Here is a 20087-nt window from a genome sequence, read left to right as displayed (position 1 = left end):
ATTTATTCCAAAAAAAAGGAAAATTATGCAAGATAAAGTAGCTATAGTCGCAGGAAATGCTCCAAGTTTAAAAGAAATAGATTACAAAAGAATGCCAGAAAATTATGATGTATTTCGCTGTTCGCAATTTTATTTTGAAGACAAATATTATTTGGGTAAAACATTAAAAGCTATCAACAGCATTCCATATACAATTTGTGAGCAATACTATACTGCTAATATCTTGTTACAAAATAATGAATATGAATGGGAAGAAATGATTTGTGTTGGTCTTTCACCAAGTGAATATTTTGATAATATAGAAACATTTAGGAGTATATATCCTAGCGTAACGATTGGTTATGAAATTTTAAGCAAGTTAAGAAGATTCTATAATTTTTGCAACTTTAATAATTTATATTTTGGCAATCGACCTACAAGTGGTATTGATTTTTGTGCTATTGCTATTTCTAGGGGGTATAAGGAGATTTATATAGCAGGTATCGATTTTTATAAGTTAGGAGTTCACTCATATGCTTTTCCTATACAAGATAAAAATTTAATGCAAATTTCACCAAATATTCAAGATACAAAATGTCATACAAAAAATTTTGATTTACAAGCCTTATTGTTTTTGATGGATAACTATGATGTTAAATTCTATTCACTCTGTCCAAATAGTCCTATAAGTGAGTATATACCACTAGCACCAATTGTTGATTCTAAGTTTATCTTAGAATCTAAACCACAAAATTACACAAAAAATATAATTTTGCCACCAAAAGAATTTTATAATACTTACTTTTTTGGTAAAAAAGGCTTAGAAAATCAAAAGAAAAAACAATATAAGTCGACACTAAAAAATAATCTTTATTATAGAATCTTTAAAGATTTATTCACTTTACCAAAAGATATACGCAGATATATTAAAGCTAAAAAATAGATTTAAGTTAAAGATTTAAACCTTATATAAAATATCTACAGCAAATCGAAGATTTTACGTAGCAAATCTTAATTCATCAAAAAGCGAAATTTCTCTTTCTTTAACCATATTATTTTTATTTTTTAGTCGTATTTTTTGTGTATCAATTTCTTTTATATTTTTTGGTATCACAAAAGATTCTTTTAAATCTTGCCAATCGCACTCCCTTAAAGTAATAATTTCATTTAAATGAAAGCTCACATAAAAATTATCAATTTTAGATATAAAATTTTCATTTTCTAGCTTTTTCCTTACAATTTCTACATATTTAGAATCTTTTTCAAAGCCCATATAATTTCTACCAAGTCTTTTAGCCGCAAGAGCTGTCGTGCCTGTGCCCATAAATGGGTCTAGTATAATTTGAGTAGCTTCGCTACTCATCAAAATAATACGTTCTAATAAATGCAAGGGCAATTGACAAGGATGCTCATCTCTATTTTTAGCGTGTCTTACTCTAAAAATATCACTCCACACATCAGAGCAAAGCGGACCAAATGGATGTAAAAGATGCTTTTTGCCACCATAATCTTTCATTAAAACGCCTTTTCTATCTCTTTTGTGCGGATGGCGAATTTCTTTGAATCTATTTTTAATATCTCCTTTTGAATAAAATAAGATTCCATAATGTGCTGGTTGCAAAGTTTTAGCACACGCACACATTCATTTATCCACTCTTTACACCATTCTAAATATTCTTGTGTGGCTAATTTATCCTTGTATGAATTATATTTTTTCTTAAGATTAAAGGGTGGGTCAGCAAACACACAATCAATGCTATTACTTGGAATCTTTTTAAATAAATCTAAGCAATCGCCTTGCAAAATTTCATTTATAGGTAGATTTTGATTAAAACTTAAATCTTTCATATTTACACCTTAAAAATATCTTTTAAATTTTGTCATTTGTGCTTAAAAGGGGTAAATCGCCGCTTTCAAAAGAAATATTAAGAGTGTTTAGAATCTGCTTTATGCAGGATTCAGGATTATTTTCCATTGCTCCACTATAGCTACCTTTTTGGCGATAGCGAATTAGAGAATCTATCATTGCATTTTGATTAAAATTAATCTTTTCTAAATTAAGCTTATTAAGCTCAAAAAGTGGCAAGGTCTTGGCTAAAAAAGGATTACTTGAGCCTTGAAAGAAAAGATTTATTAGCCCACTTGCAAAGGCTTTATTAGTTTTTATTAAGCTTTTTATTTTCTTATCACCCCATTCTTTTATATCGCTATTTCCATTATCTTTGTCCCATTCTTGCAAATATAAAAGTTTTGATAATTCTTTATCTTGCACAATTCTTGCGATAGTAATGATTCTTTTAAGATTTTCATTTGTAATGCCATTTAGCACAAGCAAAGATTCTAAGCCAAATTCATTATTTTGTATAAAATCTATAAAAATTTCTTTTTTACAACCCTTTATATTAATATCATTTTGCAAATTTAAAAGCAAAGTTTTTATAAGATTTATCGTATTTGCTTCATAATCTTGCTTAAAAACTAGCATTTGAAAAATAAAATGAGTTTTTATAAATAACGGTGTTGTATTTATTGTTCATTTTAAATCCTTTTTTATCAATTTCATATAATAAGACTAAATCACCAACTTTCAAAACAATAATTACAATTCATAACCTATCTACGTCTTTATAAATTTTATAAAAAATCATAATACCTCTTTTAATATTCTATCAAACTCATCAAAAATATTATTTCCTTTTTTAAGATTTATTGGGAGTTTTTTCTCTTCAATTTCTATATAAGATTCCATACTATTGCAAATGACTTGTTTATTGTTTAGTGTAAAGTGGGATTTTAAAGGTAAATACAAATTACCACGTTGCTCTTCTGGGCTTTCATATTCTTTTGGTTCTACATTAAAGCCTTTATTTTTGCAATAGCAATAAAAGCCAAAGTCTAAAACATCTCTTACATCTTTTATACTTTTTGTTTTGGGTAATAATTCTACTTTTTCATTAAATCTTATCCTGCTGTATCGTTGAAATGTGTTTCCATTATGATTCAAAAACTTAAACAATTCTTTTTGTTTTATAAGCAATTGCTCCCACCACTCCCTAGATTCTAAATCTACATTATTAATTACTTCTTGCAATTTATCTTTGATGGAATCTTTTTTAGATTCTAATAATTTATCTAACAAACTCTTAAAATAAGGCAATCTAGTCTTATTTTTAACGCCACTAAATATCCAATTATACGCTTCTCTATCCCTAAAAATTGTTGAGCTAAAATTATTTCCATAAAAGAAATTTGTAGCATAAAAACCATAATTTCCTATACTTAAAAAGCTTCTGTGAAACAAACTTAAATTATTTTTGTCATTTTCTTTTTCTTTGCAAAAGTCAATAATTTGCATTGTTAAATTTGCATATTGTGTAAATTTTTCTAAATTTGGATTCTCATATTTTTCTTTATTCTTTTTAGAATTATATTTTTTATACTCAAATTCAAAATCACTAAAATCAAGTAAAAAATCTATCCAGCCGATTAGATAAGGATTATCACTTGTTTTGTTTAGAATCTCTTCGTATTTATCATTATTTTCACGGGATTTTAAAATTAATTTTGCTTTTCTAGATTCTAATTCATATATATTTTTATGAAAAGCATATGTAGGATTCTCACTTAAAAATTTATAAACATCATTTTCTTTACTTAATTGTTTAAATAATTCAACAAATTTTGGTATATGTGAATTTGCGTCATCTAATAAATGATTTTCTATAAAATGTCTGCTTACACGTAAATAATCATTTAGATTTTTAGAATCTATGCTATTTATTTCTCTATATTGTAAATAAGACAAAATTGAGAAGAAATAGCATATATTTTTATAATTTAAAATAAAATCAAAAAAACTAGAATCTCTTAAATTTAAATTAATATCTGTTTTATAATTATTAAAAAGCAAGAAAAATTCTATTACTCTATCAAGCCATTTGAGATTCTCTATATTTTGGAGTGGTGCGTAATATTCATTTACATTATGATTTATGCTTTCTATTTGAGTTTTCATATTCTCTATTTTTTCATTAGATTCTAATTTAAAAAATAAGTTTGCATAATGTAAAAAATTTTTTCCACGAGTATCAAACATTTTTGCATTTTCCTTAGCACTTTTATTTTTAGAATCAAAAAAGTAATCACTCCATTTCGTGTCTATATCTACTAAAAGCTGATTATTTTTCTTTATATTTATATTTTTTTCCATAAATGCCTTTAGATTCTCATAATCACTTAGCTGTTTTCCTCTTGCATTCATTTTTATATAAAGCTCTTCACCTAAGCCAAAACTTTTCATATCAAATATATCAAAAGTAATATTTTCTAAATTATCTATAAGCTTATTAGAATCTTTATTCTTAATTCGTTTATATATTAAATCAAGCATATTTAGCATTGCTTTTATTGTAGGGTCGCTTCTTAAATTTTCCTCCAATTCAAACGTGCTGCCCATATCTATAATGCTTTTACTAGGCTCTTTATCTAAACCAAATTCTTCATTTAACAAATTTTCACAAAAATTAGCTGAACTATCCCTAGTGCTATATGAAAATCTTTGCAATAATTCTAAAATCTCATCTAGTCTATTTGCAAATCTATACAAATAAAAATGCAAAAGCCAGAGCGTAGTTACTCTTTGTTGCCCATCAATTAATATAAATTTAGAATCTTCTTCATATCCATAGATAAAATCAATATGCAATTTTTTATTTTTAGATTCTAAAGCTTGAAATATAGAATCTAAAAAGCTATTTGCCAAATCAACTTGTGAAATTCTACCTTGAGCGTAATCCCTTTGTAATCTTGGTATTTCTATTTCATATTCTTTTAATAGCATTTTTAAATTCATTCTATCCATTTTTAATCCTTGTATTTTTGTAAATCTTCTTTGATTTTTTTTAGATACTCTTCTTGGTCTCTATCTGTAAAAACATCTGGATTATCCTTTTTACTAGACCATATTTTTTCAAATACTTTCTTAGTAGCAATAGGTATGAGTTTATCTTGCTCATCTAGTATTTGTATTGCTTTTCGTTTTTTACTAAAAATATCATTGCCAATTTTAGCATTTGATGCTTTGTCTAATAAAGTTAGATTCTGTAATTTATGCAAATTTTCATTAATTTCAAAATTTTCATCAATTTTTTTAAATAGTTCGTTTATTTCTTTTTCATTTTTAAATTCTTTTAAATTTAAAATTTTATCAATACTCTTAATTAAATCATCTTGTGAATCTATATAAGTTTTCACTTCTTTTAACCATTCTTGTATTTCTTGTAAATTTTTATTTTTTTTAGCTTTGCTAACGCTTTGTGAATTTTGTGCGTAAATATGCTCCAAACTCCACTGCTCTAGCTGAAAACGATTAAATTTAAAATATTCATTAGAGCCTTCTTGTGAATTTAAATATTCTAGATTAAAAAGCAAAAGAATATTTTTTAAATCTCTATCGTTTGTTTTGTATTTTAAGCTATCTATAAAATGTAAGCTTTTTGAAATTTTTGTTTTTACTTTTTCAAATAATTCATTTTTAAATTTTTCTTTACTTTTATTTTTCAACCATAAATTATATAAATTATAAATTTTTTCACCACTTAATATTAAAAATCCTAAGTAATGGAAAATTTCTCTATCGATTTTTTCCCTATGATTATCACTTGCAAAGCTTTGTAAATTTTTTATACTATTTTCTAATTCGCTCCATCTTTCATTTAAATTACCTTCTTTGTAACTTTTATAAAAATAATCAAATAAATGATTTTCATTACAAATTGCCCTTAAATAAACTTCTATCCTTTGAATATCATCTTTTAAAATAGCTCTATTATTAGAATCTGTCATAATATCTTTAGAATCTATCTTGCTTAATGTAGAATATACAAAATCTTGTTTTTCTCTCGCTTTAATTTCACTCTTATACCAAAATTCTGCTCTCTTATCTAATTTTTTAGAATCTATATTTTCGCTTTTAGCCAAAAATAATGCCTTAATATTTTCCGCTGGTAGTAGTGGAATCTTGCCTATATTAAGCCTTATAAACACATCATTTTCTTTATCTTGTATTTCATACCAAAGCACCTTGCAAGATTCTAATAATGTTTTTTCAAACAATTTTTTATCAATATTTTCATTACTAAAAAAATCAACTATATTTTGATATGCTAAAGAGAAGTGATAAAAGTCCATGTTTTTATTTCTTTTAGAATCTTCTTTAAAATTTCTATCTATATTTTCCAAAAATTCTTTACTGTCACTGCCACGCGTTTGGTAGAAAATCTCAAAATAATTCTTATTCAAAAGATATTTTAATATTAAAAAAATCGTAGTAAGCCTTTGCTGCCCATCAATCACATTATATTTATCACCATCTTTTCTTACCACAATTGGCTGCAAACAATAAAAGCTATTAGATTCTATATCTTTTTTAGAATCTTTTACATATTTTATGACATAATCTAGCACATCATTTAATAACGCATCTACTTCATACTCACCCCAGCGATAGCCTCGCTGATAGCTTGGTATAACAAACTTATAATTTTCTAAATCTTTTATTGCAAATTTATTATCACTCATTTTATTTTCCCCATAAACTAGATTTATGATTATACAAAGTTTTTATTAAGGTTAATGTTTCTACTCCCACTCGATAGTCCCCGGGGGTTTTGAAGTGATGTCATAGACTACGCGGTTTATGCCACTAACTTCGTTAATTATGCGATTGCTAACAGATTCTAAAAACTCAAAAGGCAGGTGCGAAAAGCTCGCCGTCATTCCATCACTTGCACTCACAGCCCTTAAAGCGATTGTATTATCATAGGTGCGATTATCGCCCATCACGCCGACACTTTTGACATTCAGCAATACGCAAAATGCCTGCCACACTTCGTTGTATAAACCAAAAGCGTGTAAAGATTCTATAAATATAGAATCTGCCCTGCGTAACAATTCCAAAGATTCCTTATTTACCTCGCCTAAAATGCGTATCGCTAAGCCCGGTCCTGGAAATGGATGTCGCATTAGCATAGACTCTGGCATATTTAGCTCTCGCCCTAACGCACGCACTTCATCCTTAAATAGCTCTCGCAGCGGCTCTATTAGCTCAAATTTCATCCATTCAGGCAGTCCGCCGACATTGTGATGGCTTTTTATGGTTTTGCTTGGTCCTTTTACGCTTACAGATTCTATCACATCTGGGTATAAAGTGCCTTGCGCTAGGTATTTGATTTCGCCTTTTGTGTTGTGCTTTTTGGCTTCTTTTTCGAAAACTTCGATAAATGTTTCGCCGATAATCTTGCGTTTCTTTTCAGGCTCTGTTACGCCCTTTAGCTTCCCTAAAAATACGCTCTCGGCATTGATTGTGATTAGTGGCACTTTTAAATTTTCCTTAAACATTTTTTCTACCGCTTGTCTCTCGCCACTTCTAAGTAGCCCAGTATCGACAAAAACCGGGATTAAATTATCGCCGATAGCGCGATAAAGCAAAGTCGCCACAACGCTAGAATCAACTCCGCCGCTTACCGCACACAAGACTTTATTATTAATAGGGTGGTGGGTGGGCGAAAGGGCTTTAGAATCTTGTGTGTTTTTAGAATCTAGATTCTGTATTTTTTTAGAATCTTTATGGATTGCTTTAGCTTCGCCTCGCAATGACGATTTATTAGATGTTTCGCTATCGCTCAACATGACTTTTTCACGCAACTTTTCAATCTCAAAACGTGCAAAATTTTTCATATTCCAACTTGTATCGCATCCGCAAATATTTACCGCAAAATTCCGCAGCATAACGCCCCCAAACTGCGTGTGCGCGACCTCTGGATGAAACTGCATCGCATAAATCTTGCGTTTAAAATCCGCTATCACGCAATAATGCGTATTTTCGCTACTAGCAAGCTCCACAAAGCCCTGCGGCAAAGATTCCACCTTATCAGCGTGGCTCATCCACACGATAGAATCTTGCCCTACGCCGCGAAACAGGCTAGATTCTAAAAAGCTAGAATCTATATGATAAAACCACTCACTAAGGCTGAAACTAGATTCTAAGATACCTTTCACATTATCGCAATCTTGCAAAAGGCTTTGCGTGTGCCGCATTTGCTTTGCTTCCACGCGGCTAAGTCGCGCTATTATATCATCGATATTTTCATTGCTATAATTACTAAAACTTATGCCAAGCACACTAATTTGCATATTTTCATTATCTTTGTTTATATCAAATGCCGTGATAATGCTTGTATTTTTCGTGTTAGATTCTATAATATTTTGGATATTTTCCTTCCCATTAACGTCACCGCTAATGCCGACAAATACGCTATTTAGCGACCCGCCTTCTTCTTTAAGTGTAAATTCCGTTTCAAATAGCATTTTTTGCAAGGTTTCTTGCAAGGTTTTATTAGTCGCATTTTGGATAGTAAAATCCGCATACACCGCATTTTTTAACATCGTCTTAAACTTATTTATCTTGCTAGAATTTGCACTAATAAACTTGCTTAGATTTTGGATGATAAAACTTTGCTTTTTTGTGAGTTTGGATTCTATATTTATGGAATCTTGTTTGGAATTTATAGAATCTTGATTTTTTATAGAATCTATTTTGGAATCTTGTTTAGATTCTATGTTTTTAGAATCTTTTTTAGATTCAGTTATATTTGTTGGATTTTTAGAATCTTGTTTGTGATTAGATTCTAAAGTTTGCTTAGATTTTGTAATGTTTGTAGAATCTATAGAATCTTGCGTATTAGATTCTAATTGTTGTTTAGATTCTATATTTTTAGATTCTAAAGTATGATTAGATTCTAACGCATAATTAGTCTCCAAAAAATTATTAGATTCTATAATATGCAAATTTGCCTTGCCAAACTCTTGCTTACTAGCCCTAGTGACCTTTCCACCGAAATGATAAGCGATATATTGCATACCATAGCAAATTCCTAAAATCGGCACACCAAGACTAAATATCGCAGAATCTGGCTTAAAAGCATCCTTTTCATAAACGCTAGCAGGACCACCACTTAAAATTATCCCCTTAGCCTTTTTAGCCTTTATAGAATCTATATTTTCAAAATAAGGCACAATCTCAGTATAAACCCCCACTTCACGCAATCTCCTAGCAATTAACTGCGTCACCTGCGAGCCAAAATCCAACACCAAAATCTCCACATTTATACAACCCAACTTAGAATTCACACGATTTTTAGAATCTTCCATGCCATGCCTTTTAAAATTTTTAGCAATTTTAGCAAAAAGATTATAATTTTCCACTTTGATAAAGGCGTGGATTTATATTCAAAATCGTAGTTTTAGCATTTCTATCGCAATTTTTCCGGTAATAAGTCGTAATGTTTTAGAATCTGCGTGTGGTATTTTGTGATTGTGATTAGCTCTTTTTTGGCGGCTTTGTAGCGTGGATAGTAGCGAGCGACATGCGCCCAAAATCGCGGCGAGTGGTCCATGTGCCTTAGGTGTGAAAGCTCATGCACGATTAAATATGAGAGTAAGTCTTCATTACTTAGCACATTTCGATAATCAATCTTAATAACATCTCGCCGACACTGCCCCAAATAGCCCTTGCAATAGCTAATCTTTAGCGGCGGATGCTCTAAATCCATTAATTCAGCGATAGAATCTAAAAGCCCCAAAGCCTTATCATATAGAATCTGGCTTAAAGATTCTACACTCAAAGTCGCAACATCATAAGATTTCCCAAAGATAAACAGCGAATTGACATTATTTTGCAAGTAAGATTCTATATAATTTTCTTGCTCTTGTCTTTCACGCTCAATGCGGACTTTTGCGCGCTCTTCACGCTCTTTTAGCCGCTTAAAAGTATTCATTATGTAGTCAAAATTTTGCTGCATATATTCACGCGCCAAATTGTCCTTAAAAGCCGTGCTACGCGGGAATTTGAATAGCAAATGACCATTTGAAGAAGTAGTGATTCTAAAGCCATCTTTTACGCGCCGACTTGATTTTATATCGTATTTAAGCCCTAAAAATTCTTGCAAAAAACATCCTTTTTTAGCTAAAATATAGCCTTGCAATAGTAGCAAAAAACTATGAATTTAAGGAGAAAAAATGAAAGTATTGCTAGTGAAAGATGTCGCAAACTTGGGCAAGGCAGGCGAAATCAAAGATGTCAAAGACGGCTACGCGCAAAACTTTTTAATCGCAAAAGGCTTGGCAAAAGCCGCCACAAACGAAGTTTTGAATAAATATAAGGCTGAACAGCGTAAAATCGCCGAAACTAAAGCACTGCAAGAAGCCGAAGCAAAACAAATGCAAGGAAAACTAGGCGAAATCACGCTTAAAATCGCCAAAAAAACAGGGGCAAATAAGCATCTTTTTGGCTCGATAACAAAAGAAGAAATCGCAAGTGAGCTAGAAAAGCAATATCGAATTAGCATTGATAAAAAAGCCTTTGAAATCCCGCAAATAAAAGAGCTTGGCAGCTATAAAGTGAATGTCAAGCTAGGCTTTGGGCTAAGTAGCCAGATGAAATTAGAAATTGTTGGGGAGTAGATTCTATATAGAATCAAAAGGGGTAAAAATGAGAGATAGAACTAAGATTTTACAGGCTAGAAAAGAAGCCTTTTTGCTTGAGATTATAAGTGGTGCGATGACAAATTTAGATGATGATAGGCTAAATACCCTAGAAATTATCGCGGTGAAATGCTCGAAAGGCAAGCATGATGCAAAAATTTTTGTCAATGCAAGTGATATTACAAAGCAGGAGCAAACGCAGATTCTAAATGCGTTTAATAAGGCAAAACATTTGCTTAAAGAATATGTGCTAAGTGCTACGTCGTGGTATCATTCACCAAATTTTACGCTTGTTTTTGATGATAGTTTGCAGATACAAAATCGTCTTGATGATATTTTTAAGCAAATTCATGCAAAAGATTCTAAAGGAAACTAGAATGTTAGAAAAATTATATGAAATTTTAGAAAAAGTTATAGAATCTAAAGGTTTAAAATTATACGATATAGAATTATTGAAAGAAAATGATGAAATGCTTCTTAGAATCTCTCTTTACAAAAAAGGCGGAGTAAATTTGCAAGACTGCGAAAATATCACAAATTTAATCTCGCCCTTACTTGATGTGGAATGTCAAGAGCTAGAAAACTACACACTAGAAGTAAGCTCACCAGGGCTAGAGCGAGTGCTAAAAAAAGAACGACATTTTTTACTAAGCAAAAATGATTTAATACAAATAAAAATGAATGATAAAAGCACAATTAAGGGCATTTTAAAAGACTTTAAAGATAATATTTTAAGCGTGGAAGTAAAAGATTCTAAAGATTCCAAAACCTTACAAATCCCACTTAGCGAATGCAAAAAAGTTAAAACATTTTTTGAGTTTAACTCATAAACATATATTTATTATATAATGGTCGGTCTTTAAATATTCCCACCAAAAGGACACCTATGAAATTTTTTCAAGTTATAAAAAATCACGGCTCAAAAGATGTAAGATTATTTAACATTTCGCTATTTAAACGTGAAAGACAAGTGCTAAATGCAACGGGGGGGGGGGGGGTAGAGTATGTTAGATATCGTTATAGAATCTTAAATATCCCCATTTACCGCACTTATATACTTACAGAGCCCATACTTTATGATGGCATTTATCAAAATCCTATTAGCAAAGCCGTGAGCCTCCTTGATATTATGTGGCAAAGCCAAATTCAAGGTGTGCCATATCGCGGGCAGCTTGGGCAAGATTTAATCGCTTATGTGATTTTTAAGGGTAAAAAAGATGGCTTTTTTGCCGACATCGCCGCACATGATGGTGTGAATATCAATAACACTTATATGTTTGAGAAGCTCGGCTGGCAGGGCTTTTGTGTCGAGGCTAATCCTAAGACTTTTGAGACTTTGCGACAAAATCGCAAATGTGACTGCTACAATGTCGCTGTGTTTAGCGAAAATATCGGCAAGACGCGATTTGCCATTACAAATGATGCGACTTCTGTGCTAGATTCACTAGAGCTTACCTTGAGTGATGCTCATAAGAAACGCATGGAAGATTCAGCCAAGATGAATGTGGAGTATATCGAGGTGCAAACGACTACCTTTAATGAGCTGATGGCACATTATCCAAATGTAACACATATTGATTTTCTATCCCTTGATATTGAGGGTGGTGAGCTAGATGTGCTAAAGGGCATTGATTTTGATAAATATAGCTTTGGTCTTATGACAATTGAGCATAACTTTATAGAATCTACGAAGCGTGAAATCATTGATTTACTGCGACAAAAAGGATATAGAATCTTATTTCAAAACGGCTGGGATATTATGTTTGTAAAAGACGATAGAATTATTTTTGTGTAAAAGTTTGTTTTAGAATCTTTCAAATTTGTTATAATTGTGCTATATAAAAAGGAGATTTTTTATCTTCCTTTACGTAAAATTTATAACTTTTGGCTTTAAAAATGATTTATATTTATTATTTTTTAATTTGTTTTCTGCATATTTTAGCTCTTCCTGTTCTAATTTTTCTAACTTTTAAGGAAAAATATAAGGAAAGTATCCCGCTTAGATTCTTTAAACCGACTAACTTTAAGGACAAAAAGTTTCATATTTGGATACATGTTTGCTCTTTTGGTGAAGTAAATTCTTTACAAAAAATTCTAGATTCTATAACTTTTGATAAAAATATTTTCTTAAGTGTAATCACACACACAGGATTTTCACAGGCTAAAAAATTATATGGAAGCAGAAAAAATGTTACGATTAGTTACCTTGCTTTTGAATCTCTGTTACCTTTTGTAGCACCAAAATGTGAAAAATTATTTGTTTTTGAGGCAGAATTATGGCTAATGCTTTTTTATTTAGCTAAAAAAAATGGCGCGAAAACTAAGCTAATAAATGCGCGAATTTCTACGCGGAGCTTCCCACGTTATCGCAAACTAAAGTTTTTTTATAGCTACCTTTTTAGCTTTATAGATTCTATACTCGCTCAAAGTGAAATTGATAAAATTCGCTTGGAGTCTTTAAACGCGAAAAATGTGAAAATTATAGGCAATATAAAGGCACTCAATGATATAAATGTTACAAAATGCTACATTAAGCCAGAGCGACTTGTGATTTTGGCTGCTAGCACGCACGCGGATAAACCTTTGAGTGAAGAAGAGCAGATTCTAAAAGAGTTAGAAAAATTGCAACTTTTTTGGGATAAAGTTATAGAATCTAAGTTGCAAGATTCTAACATAGATTCTAAAGAATTTATAGAATCTAAACTGCATAATTTTGCTCCTACAAGCCATATAAATAAAGATTTAAAACAGGCTAAAAACGCCCTATTTATCGTAGTTCCACGTCATCCAGAAAGATTTCTTAGCGTATATAATACTTGTAAAAAATATTTTTCAACGATAAAATTTAGCGAGATTTTAGATTCTAAAAAGTTACAAAATTCACAACAATTTAAAGAAAAAATTATAGAATCTAATTTGCAAAACCAAGATTCTAAGTTACAAAATTCCCAACTTAATACACAAAAAGTTATAGAATCTAACCCCATAGATTTGAATAAAATCACACAAAAAGTTCTAATAATTGATACTTTAGGCGAGCTAATTAATTTTTACGCGATAAGCGATATTGTGATTTTAGGCGGCGGCTTTGCTAGCGTTGGTGGGCATAATCCACTAGAGCCAGCCGCATTTCACAATATCCTACTTAGCGGTAAAGAAATTTTTAATCAAAACGCCCTATTTTCCTGTGTGCAAAATTACTACATTATAGAATCTAGTGAAATTTTTGAAATTTTAAAAAACTACAACGCCCTATACACCGCCCAAATCGCCCTAGATTCTAAAGAAATACTAAACGAAATTTTAGAATAATAACACAGATTTTAAATCTCAAAGAAACTATACACGCAACCAAAACTCTTTAACCTAAATCATATACAATGCAAAGGTAATAATATATTTAAGGAATCTAGTTTTATAAAAATAAAAGCAAACTTCAAACAATAAAAAAAGCTTTAATAAATGGTATTTGCAAACTTAAAAAACTTTGTTAAAATTACACTTTTAAAAGGATAAAAAATGAAAATAAGCTTAAAAAACATAGGTATGCTAGATTCTGCAGAGTTTGAAGTGGGAGAGTTAAGCCTTATTTGCGGGGAAAATAATACCGGGAAAACTTATGCTACTTATAGTCTTTATGGATTTTTAGATTTTATGCGAAATATACAAAAAAATACTCTTGAAACTACAGCAAAAGATTTTGATAAAATGATGAGAAATATGGATAAATATAAAAAATTAAAAGATAGTAAAATAGATATTCAAATTGATGATGTTGTAAAGTTATCATTTGAAGAAATCAAGGAAAAATTTGAAGCATCTATGCGTAAAAAAGAAAAGATTTATGTAGATTTTTACCTAAATGAAATGTTAGCAGGAAAAAGGAGTGATTTTTTAGATTCTACATTTAGTATCAATTTTATAACTTTAGATAAACTCAAACAATCTATAAAAACAACTTTGAATAATATTCCACCTACTTTTAATAGTATATTTAAATTTGATATTAATGAAGAGTTTTTAACTATAACCATAGTAGATTTGTATAAAGATAAAAAGGAGAGTTTGGATATATATATACATCAAATATTTGAGTATATCTTGATAAATTTGTTGCCAGAACATTTTATTTTAAGCGTTGAGAGAACAGGAGCGGCTATATTTAGAGAAGAGCTTGATTTTATTAGCCTAGCACAGCTAAAGACTATCAAGGAACTCACAACACAAGCTCGCATAAAATTACTTAATATGGAAGAAGAAGTAAAAGAAAAACAAGAGTTATATCCAAAGCCTGTGCGTGATAATATTGATTTTATTAGAAATATAAAGCAAATTGCTAAAAAAGAAAGTATGTTTAAAAAAGAAAAAGAAAAATATAAAGAAATTTTTAATCTTTTAGCAAAAATCTTAGGTGGTAAATATAAGGCTACGGATGCTGGAATCTTATTTCAACCTAAAAAATCTAAAAAGGCTTATAATATTGAAATTTCTTCTAGTTCGGTGCGTTCGCTTTTAATGCTAAATTATTACATTTTGCATATAGCTCAGCCAAATCAGATTCTAATGATAGATGAGCCAGAGCTAAATTTGCATCCTAAAAATCAAATCTTAGTCGCGCGTCTTTTGGTATTGCTAGTAAATGCGGGGGTCAAAGTCTTTATCACTACGCATAGTGATTATATCGTGCGTGAGTTTAGTAACTGCATTATGCTAAATAATCTAAGTGATAAACAAATCGCAAATTTAGAAGGCTATACAAAGGAATTAAAGTTAGAATCTAATAAGGTGCGAGCCTATATCGCGGAAAATAAAAAGGGCAAAAATGTGCTAGATTCTATAAAAATAGATTCTAAACAGGGCATTTTTATGAAGACTTTTGATGAACCTATCGATACGCAAAATGAAAATCAGGGCTTAATTTTTGAAGAAGTGTTGAAAAGTGAGAATCTAAATGAATAATGTAGCACTTAAGGATTTACAAAATGCCTTACATAAAGATTTAAAAATCTTACCAAAAGGTAGCAATTTTATTGTTAAAGAAAATGCTGAATGTAGCGCCATAAAAGAAATTCATTTTACATTTAAAAATAAAGATGATATTGTTATTATAAGGCAATTTGAGAATATACATACAATAGATTTATTTGATAAAATTTCTACAAATTGTTTTTGCGACTTTATTGTGTTTATGAATATTAATAATAATTTGCAAATTGCTTTATGTGAGTTAAAATCAAGTTATTGCGATAAACATTTAAAAAAAGCGATAGAGCAGTTTAAATCTTCCAAATTATTTTTGCATTATCTGCTGCATTCTTATGTATATTATTTTGAAAACAACGACTTTGAAAGTATCAATTTAGATTCTATAATAAAGTTGTATTATATCTATCCAAAACCTCCTATTTCAAATAAAAAATCCACACACATAAAAAATATCACACAAGAAAATATTATTTTTAGAGAAATTGAAATTACCAACAAGATTCATATATGTAGTGATGGTTATGAATTTTTTAACAAAAGATGAAAAATGACAAATGGAAATTTAATATTAAAGAAATAAATTTGAGTTTTGTAAAATCTTGCAATTGCCATTCTATATTATTATTCACTCACATCATTTGTTTGTATTAGTCTGGTTGCCATTTTCATACTTTGGCGGAGTTCCATTATTTCGCGTCCCTTACTACGGATAAGTTTCTCGTTTTCTTTACTCTCGTTGGTTAAAAGTGTGGAAATTGCGCTAAATTCCTTTGAGCCTAAAGTGCAGAATAAATTGCTTATTTCCAAAGGTAAAAACTCAATTATAGAATCTATTATAAAATCTCTATCCACTGCCTTTATCTGTGCGACTTGTCGCTCTTTTGCTAGATTCTTATCATTTTGAAATTTATCATTCAATTTTTGTATCACGCACTCTAGCAAAATCTTTTTAGTCGTATCCACCCAAATACTAAGCGTCAAAAGCCTTGTGTGAATGTTATCCACATAATCTTTAAGCGTATCAAAATGCGTAGCCGTAAGGCGATTAAACGCACCCAAATTAAACTCTTCTAGGCTAAAATATGTATCCATACTTATCACATTTGGCTTTTTTTGCAGCACTAAATGATGCCCTTTTTCTATCCACTCTTGCACCACATTCCCAAAGTCCCGCAGGGAATCTTGTATATTTTGCTCGATATAGATATTAAAATGATTTATACGCGTAATTAAACTTTTGTGTTTTCTAGCCAAAAAGCTTTGTGAATCTAATAGCTCCTTAAAAATCCCATCGCTATTTACCTGAAAGCTATTATACACAATAAGCCTATTTGTAAGATTATCAAAAAAGCTAGGATTTGCCGGACGCGTTCGCACCTTAATTACTTCAATATTATCAAGTATAGAATCTACGATAGAATCTAAATATTTTTTAATGCTTTTGCTAATGGTATTTCGCACATCTTTATTAAATTGGTCATTTAATTGCAAAAACTTGCTAATTAGCTTCAAAGTCGCGGCGTGATAGGCATTATCAAGGCTTTTATAATGCTGGAATAGAATCTTATAGTGAGAATCTACTAGCTTATTTTGATTTAGGGCTTCTTTTAGCAAGGTTTTGCTGCGTTTATTTCGGGCAAATTTTAGCTTAGATTCTATAAGCTCACTAATTTTACTTAGCTTATCGCTTGATGTTTTATCATTTGTTTGTAGTGTAGGGTTTTCTTCTTTTTGTGAGTAAAAAGATTCTATATTTGTTTTGGCATTTTTTAAAGAATTTAGGGCATTTTCTAAACTCTTAGTCTTACTTAAAATGGCTTGTTTATTAAGTGTGCCAAAGGTTTTATAAAATACAAATTTTTCATCCAAGCGATATTCATAAAAAAGATTCCATAAATTTATATCATAAATATCATTTAGCCCAAAGGTTTTATCTAGATTTTTACTCTCGCTTGATATTAGCTCAAGTAGTTCTTGCTCCTCATAAGTCTTATTAATATGCGTTAGTATCGTAATACTTTGTTTCTTTTTTAATATTTTTTCTACAATATCAACTTTATTAATCTTACTTTTTAAATCATATATCCAAAGGATTAAATCCGCACTTTTAGAATCTTTTAACGCCTTTTTATCCAAAGTATCACAATCTTTTATAATCTCAATATTTTTCAAAATCTCAGCATTACAAAACACTTCAAAATACTCGACATCATCTAATAAACTCATATCAAATGTATGCAAATTAATAGGCATCATATCAGCCTTGTAAAAATAAGCACGCACAAAGGAATTACTCGCATTATATTTAATAATAAATTTCTTAGCCAAAAGGGCGTTATTACTAATAGGAATGATAGAATCTTTAGCCAAAACATTGATAAAAATAATCTTAGATAATGCACTACTACCCAAAAGATACACGCTATAAGCCTCGCTATATCGCTCTTTTAAGGCTTTATAGAATCCTTTTAGCTCAGCGGTGGGGTGGAATTTAGGATTAGTCATAATCTTTTCTACTTGACGAATTTCATTTAGCCCATCGCTTAGATTATCCTTTGCCGCCTTATTCAAACTCTTGTAATAAAGCTCGTTATACTCGCTTAAAAACTGATTTAGAATGCTAACGCTACTCATATTTTCTCCTTTTATTTTGGATATTATAAGATAAAAATACAATTTAGATTCTATAAATTTTATTAAAATATAAAAAAGGATAATTTATGGGTTTTTGTGAATGCGAATATAATATTACAGAATCTATTAAAGCTACTAAGTTTTTAAGACGTTTAGGATATACTAACGCGCAAACTCAAAAGATTTTAGATAAAAAACGACTTTATCAACATGGAAAAATAATAAAAAAAGGTGATATATTACAGGTAGGACATGTGGTTTTAATTGAGTTTATACCAAAAGATTTAGGTTTGAAACCTATATTTAGTGATAGCTTTCATCTAGATTCTATAAATTAAATAGATTTTAATATAATTTATTTTTAGAAATATCCAAAATAAACCAGTACTTTTTATATAAGATTCTAATAAATTTAATACATATAAGGTTTATAATATGCAAAATAACGACATTATCCTAAAAATTGAGCGAGTAGTCCTATCTGCCATACTTTTTAACCCTGATAAGTTTGATGATGTGGCAGATTTTATAGAATCTAAGGACTTTTTACAACCTTTGCACGCAAAGATGTTTCAAGCCTTTGGGACATTGCGTAAGGAAAATAAGGCGGTAAGTCCAGAGATTTTATGTATGGAAATCAAAAAATCAATGGATGTAAGTCTAGATGACATAGCCAACATCGCCGCAGAATCGCCCATTGCCGATATAGACACTTACACAAAAGAGATTAAAAACGCTTCAATGAATCGTGCTTTAATAAAACTAGCCAGCCAAATCCGCGATGAAAGCATGAAAGATGGCGCACAGGCAAAAGATATACTAGAAATAGTCGAAAAAAATGTGTATGCGTTAAGCCTAGATGACTATCAAAGCGACTTTAGGGACGCACGTGAAGTAATAGCCGCCGCACTAGAGCTAATCAAGCTAAATAAGGCAAGAGAAGGGGCACTAAAAGGCATTGACACGGGCTTTAGCGAGCTAAATATCGCTACTACAGGCTTTAATGCGGGCGATTTAATCGTAATCGGCGCACGACCAGGAATGGGAAAAACGGCACTAATTCTTAGTATGGCGTTAAAAATGCTAGCAAGTGGCGAAGGCATTGCACTATTTAGCCTTGAAATGCCAGGTGAGCAATTAATGCTAAGAATGATGTCGGCACGAAGCCAGATTCCATTGCAAAAGTTGCGTTTGGGCGATTTGGACGATAACGAATTGCAACGACTAAGCCAAACATCAAGCGAGCTATGCGACAAAGCAAACTTTTACATTGATGATAGCACAAATATCACATTAGCAGGACTTCGCTCCAAAATCCGCAAATTAAGCAGCAAAGATAGCGGCGTAAAAGTCATAATGATAGACTACCTGCAACTAATGGAAGGTGCGGAAAAATCTAATGCGTGGGCAAGACATGAAGTAATCGCTGAAATTAGCCGTGGCTTAAAAAACCTAGCACGTGAGGTAAAAATGCCCATAATAGCACTCTCCCAGCTAAATAGAACACTAGAAAGTCGCGAAGACAAACGCCCGATATTATCGGATTTAAGAGAGAGCGGTGCAATCGAGCAAGACGCTGATATAATCATATTTTTATATAGAGATGAAGTCTATAAAGAGCGAGAATCTAAGCAAAACGCCAAGAAAAAACAAAAAGAGGGCGTGCCAAAAGAGCAAATAGAAATCCACAAAGCCCCACTCATAGAAGATGTCGAGCTAATCCTAGCCAAAAATCGAAACGGCGAAACAAAAACTATCAAAATCGAATACAAAAAACAATACACACTATTCCAAGACAAAAACGAAGACAAACTAAACACATTAGCCATGCAAAACGCCACGACATTCAACATCGACTCATTTAACGACTTTCAAATTGACGAGCAAATCGACAGCAGCGAAATGCCAAGTTTTTGAAATATCATGTATTTTATGGAATCTTTATG

At 30.8% G+C, this 20087-nt stretch carries 16 protein-coding genes and 1 pseudogene; 10 read left to right on the top strand and 7 right to left on the bottom strand.

Going from position 1 to position 20087, the window contains the following annotated elements:
- Nucleotides 1-25 precede the first annotated feature (25 nt).
- Entirely contained in the window at nt 26-922 is an 897-nt protein-coding gene (locus LS64_RS07730) for an alpha-2,3-sialyltransferase (RefSeq protein ID WP_034572005.1), read from the top strand.
- A 54-nt stretch (nt 923-976) separates the two neighbouring features.
- Here the strand turns inward: LS64_RS07730 and LS64_RS13280 are convergent.
- The 6 genes and pseudogenes from LS64_RS13280 to LS64_RS07690 all read right to left on the bottom strand — a co-directional run bounded on the left by LS64_RS13280 (nt 977) and on the right by LS64_RS07690 (nt 9986).
- Nucleotides 977-1827: pseudogene (locus tag LS64_RS13280) on the bottom strand (DNA-methyltransferase).
- Between the two features lie 22 nt (nt 1828-1849).
- Nucleotides 1850-2464 (bottom strand): hypothetical protein, encoded by a 615-nt coding sequence (locus LS64_RS07720; RefSeq protein WP_034572009.1) that lies wholly within the window; start codon nt 2462-2464, stop codon nt 1850-1852.
- Nucleotides 2465-2623: 159 nt separating this feature from the next.
- Nucleotides 2624-4840, bottom strand: a complete 2217-nt coding sequence (locus tag LS64_RS07715; protein ID WP_237416222.1) for a DUF262 domain-containing protein — start codon at nt 4838-4840, stop codon at nt 2624-2626.
- A gap of 2 nt (nt 4841-4842) precedes the next feature.
- Entirely contained in the window at nt 4843-6558 is a 1716-nt protein-coding gene (locus LS64_RS07710; protein ID WP_034572011.1) for a DUF262 domain-containing protein, read from the bottom strand.
- Nucleotides 6559-6618: 60 nt separating this feature from the next.
- Nucleotides 6619-9189 carry a glutamine-hydrolyzing GMP synthase gene (guaA, locus tag LS64_RS14095; protein WP_237416223.1) on the bottom strand — a complete coding sequence of 857 codons (2571 nt, stop codon included), beginning with the start codon at nt 9187-9189 and terminating at the stop codon, nt 6619-6621.
- A 101-nt stretch (nt 9190-9290) separates the two neighbouring features.
- Entirely contained in the window at nt 9291-9986 is a 696-nt protein-coding gene (locus tag LS64_RS07690; protein ID WP_034572014.1) for a M48 family metallopeptidase, read from the bottom strand.
- A 70-nt stretch (nt 9987-10056) separates the two neighbouring features.
- Between LS64_RS07690 and rplI the strand changes: the two genes are divergently transcribed.
- The 7 genes from rplI (at nt 10057) to LS64_RS07655 (ending at nt 16051) form a co-directional block, all read left to right on the top strand.
- On the top strand, nt 10057-10500 hold the full coding sequence (gene rplI, locus LS64_RS07685; protein WP_034572016.1) for a 50S ribosomal protein L9: 444 nt from the start codon (nt 10057-10059) through the stop codon (nt 10498-10500).
- A gap of 28 nt (nt 10501-10528) precedes the next feature.
- Nucleotides 10529-10897 (top strand): 30S ribosome-binding factor RbfA, encoded by a 369-nt coding sequence (gene rbfA, locus LS64_RS07680; protein WP_034572019.1) that lies wholly within the window; start codon nt 10529-10531, stop codon nt 10895-10897.
- A gap of 1 nt (nt 10898) precedes the next feature.
- The gene (locus LS64_RS07675; RefSeq protein ID WP_034572022.1) at nt 10899-11351 is read left to right on the top strand and encodes a ribosome maturation factor RimP; all 453 of its coding nucleotides are present in this window, start codon (nt 10899-10901) and stop codon (nt 11349-11351) included.
- 56 nt (nt 11352-11407) lie between these two features.
- Nucleotides 11408-12316: an FkbM family methyltransferase gene (locus LS64_RS07670; protein ID WP_118988402.1), complete on the top strand. Its 909-nt coding sequence runs from the start codon at nt 11408-11410 to the stop codon at nt 12314-12316.
- 101 nt (nt 12317-12417) lie between these two features.
- Entirely contained in the window at nt 12418-13833 is a 1416-nt protein-coding gene (locus tag LS64_RS07665) for a glycosyltransferase N-terminal domain-containing protein (protein ID WP_034573676.1), read from the top strand.
- Between the two features lie 207 nt (nt 13834-14040).
- Nucleotides 14041-15480 (top strand): AAA family ATPase, encoded by a 1440-nt coding sequence (locus tag LS64_RS07660; RefSeq protein ID WP_034573679.1) that lies wholly within the window; start codon nt 14041-14043, stop codon nt 15478-15480.
- Entirely contained in the window at nt 15473-16051 is a 579-nt protein-coding gene (locus LS64_RS07655) for a hypothetical protein (protein WP_034573682.1), read from the top strand. The genes LS64_RS07660 and LS64_RS07655 overlap by 8 nt, the downstream gene beginning before the upstream one ends.
- A gap of 77 nt (nt 16052-16128) precedes the next feature.
- Here the strand turns inward: LS64_RS07655 and LS64_RS07650 are convergent, their stop codons facing one another.
- On the bottom strand, nt 16129-18141 hold the full coding sequence (locus LS64_RS07650; protein WP_034573685.1) for a hypothetical protein: 2013 nt from the start codon (nt 18139-18141) through the stop codon (nt 16129-16131).
- Between the two features lie 86 nt (nt 18142-18227).
- Between LS64_RS07650 and LS64_RS07645 the strand changes: the two genes are divergently transcribed.
- Together LS64_RS07645 and dnaB are read left to right on the top strand one after the other, a co-directional pair.
- On the top strand, nt 18228-18479 hold the full coding sequence (locus LS64_RS07645; protein WP_034573688.1) for a hypothetical protein: 252 nt from the start codon (nt 18228-18230) through the stop codon (nt 18477-18479).
- Between the two features lie 97 nt (nt 18480-18576).
- A complete protein-coding gene (gene dnaB, locus LS64_RS07640) occupies nt 18577-20058 on the top strand; it encodes a replicative DNA helicase (RefSeq protein ID WP_052062695.1) in 1482 nt (493 codons plus the stop codon).
- Nucleotides 20059-20087: the final 29 nt, after the last annotated feature.

This window comes from Helicobacter saguini, assembly GCF_000762875.2.
Lineage (GTDB): Bacteria > Campylobacterota > Campylobacteria > Campylobacterales > Helicobacteraceae > Helicobacter_A > Helicobacter_A saguini.
Note: the sequence above shows the minus strand (reverse complement) of the source record. Positions and strands in the feature narration are given on the sequence as shown.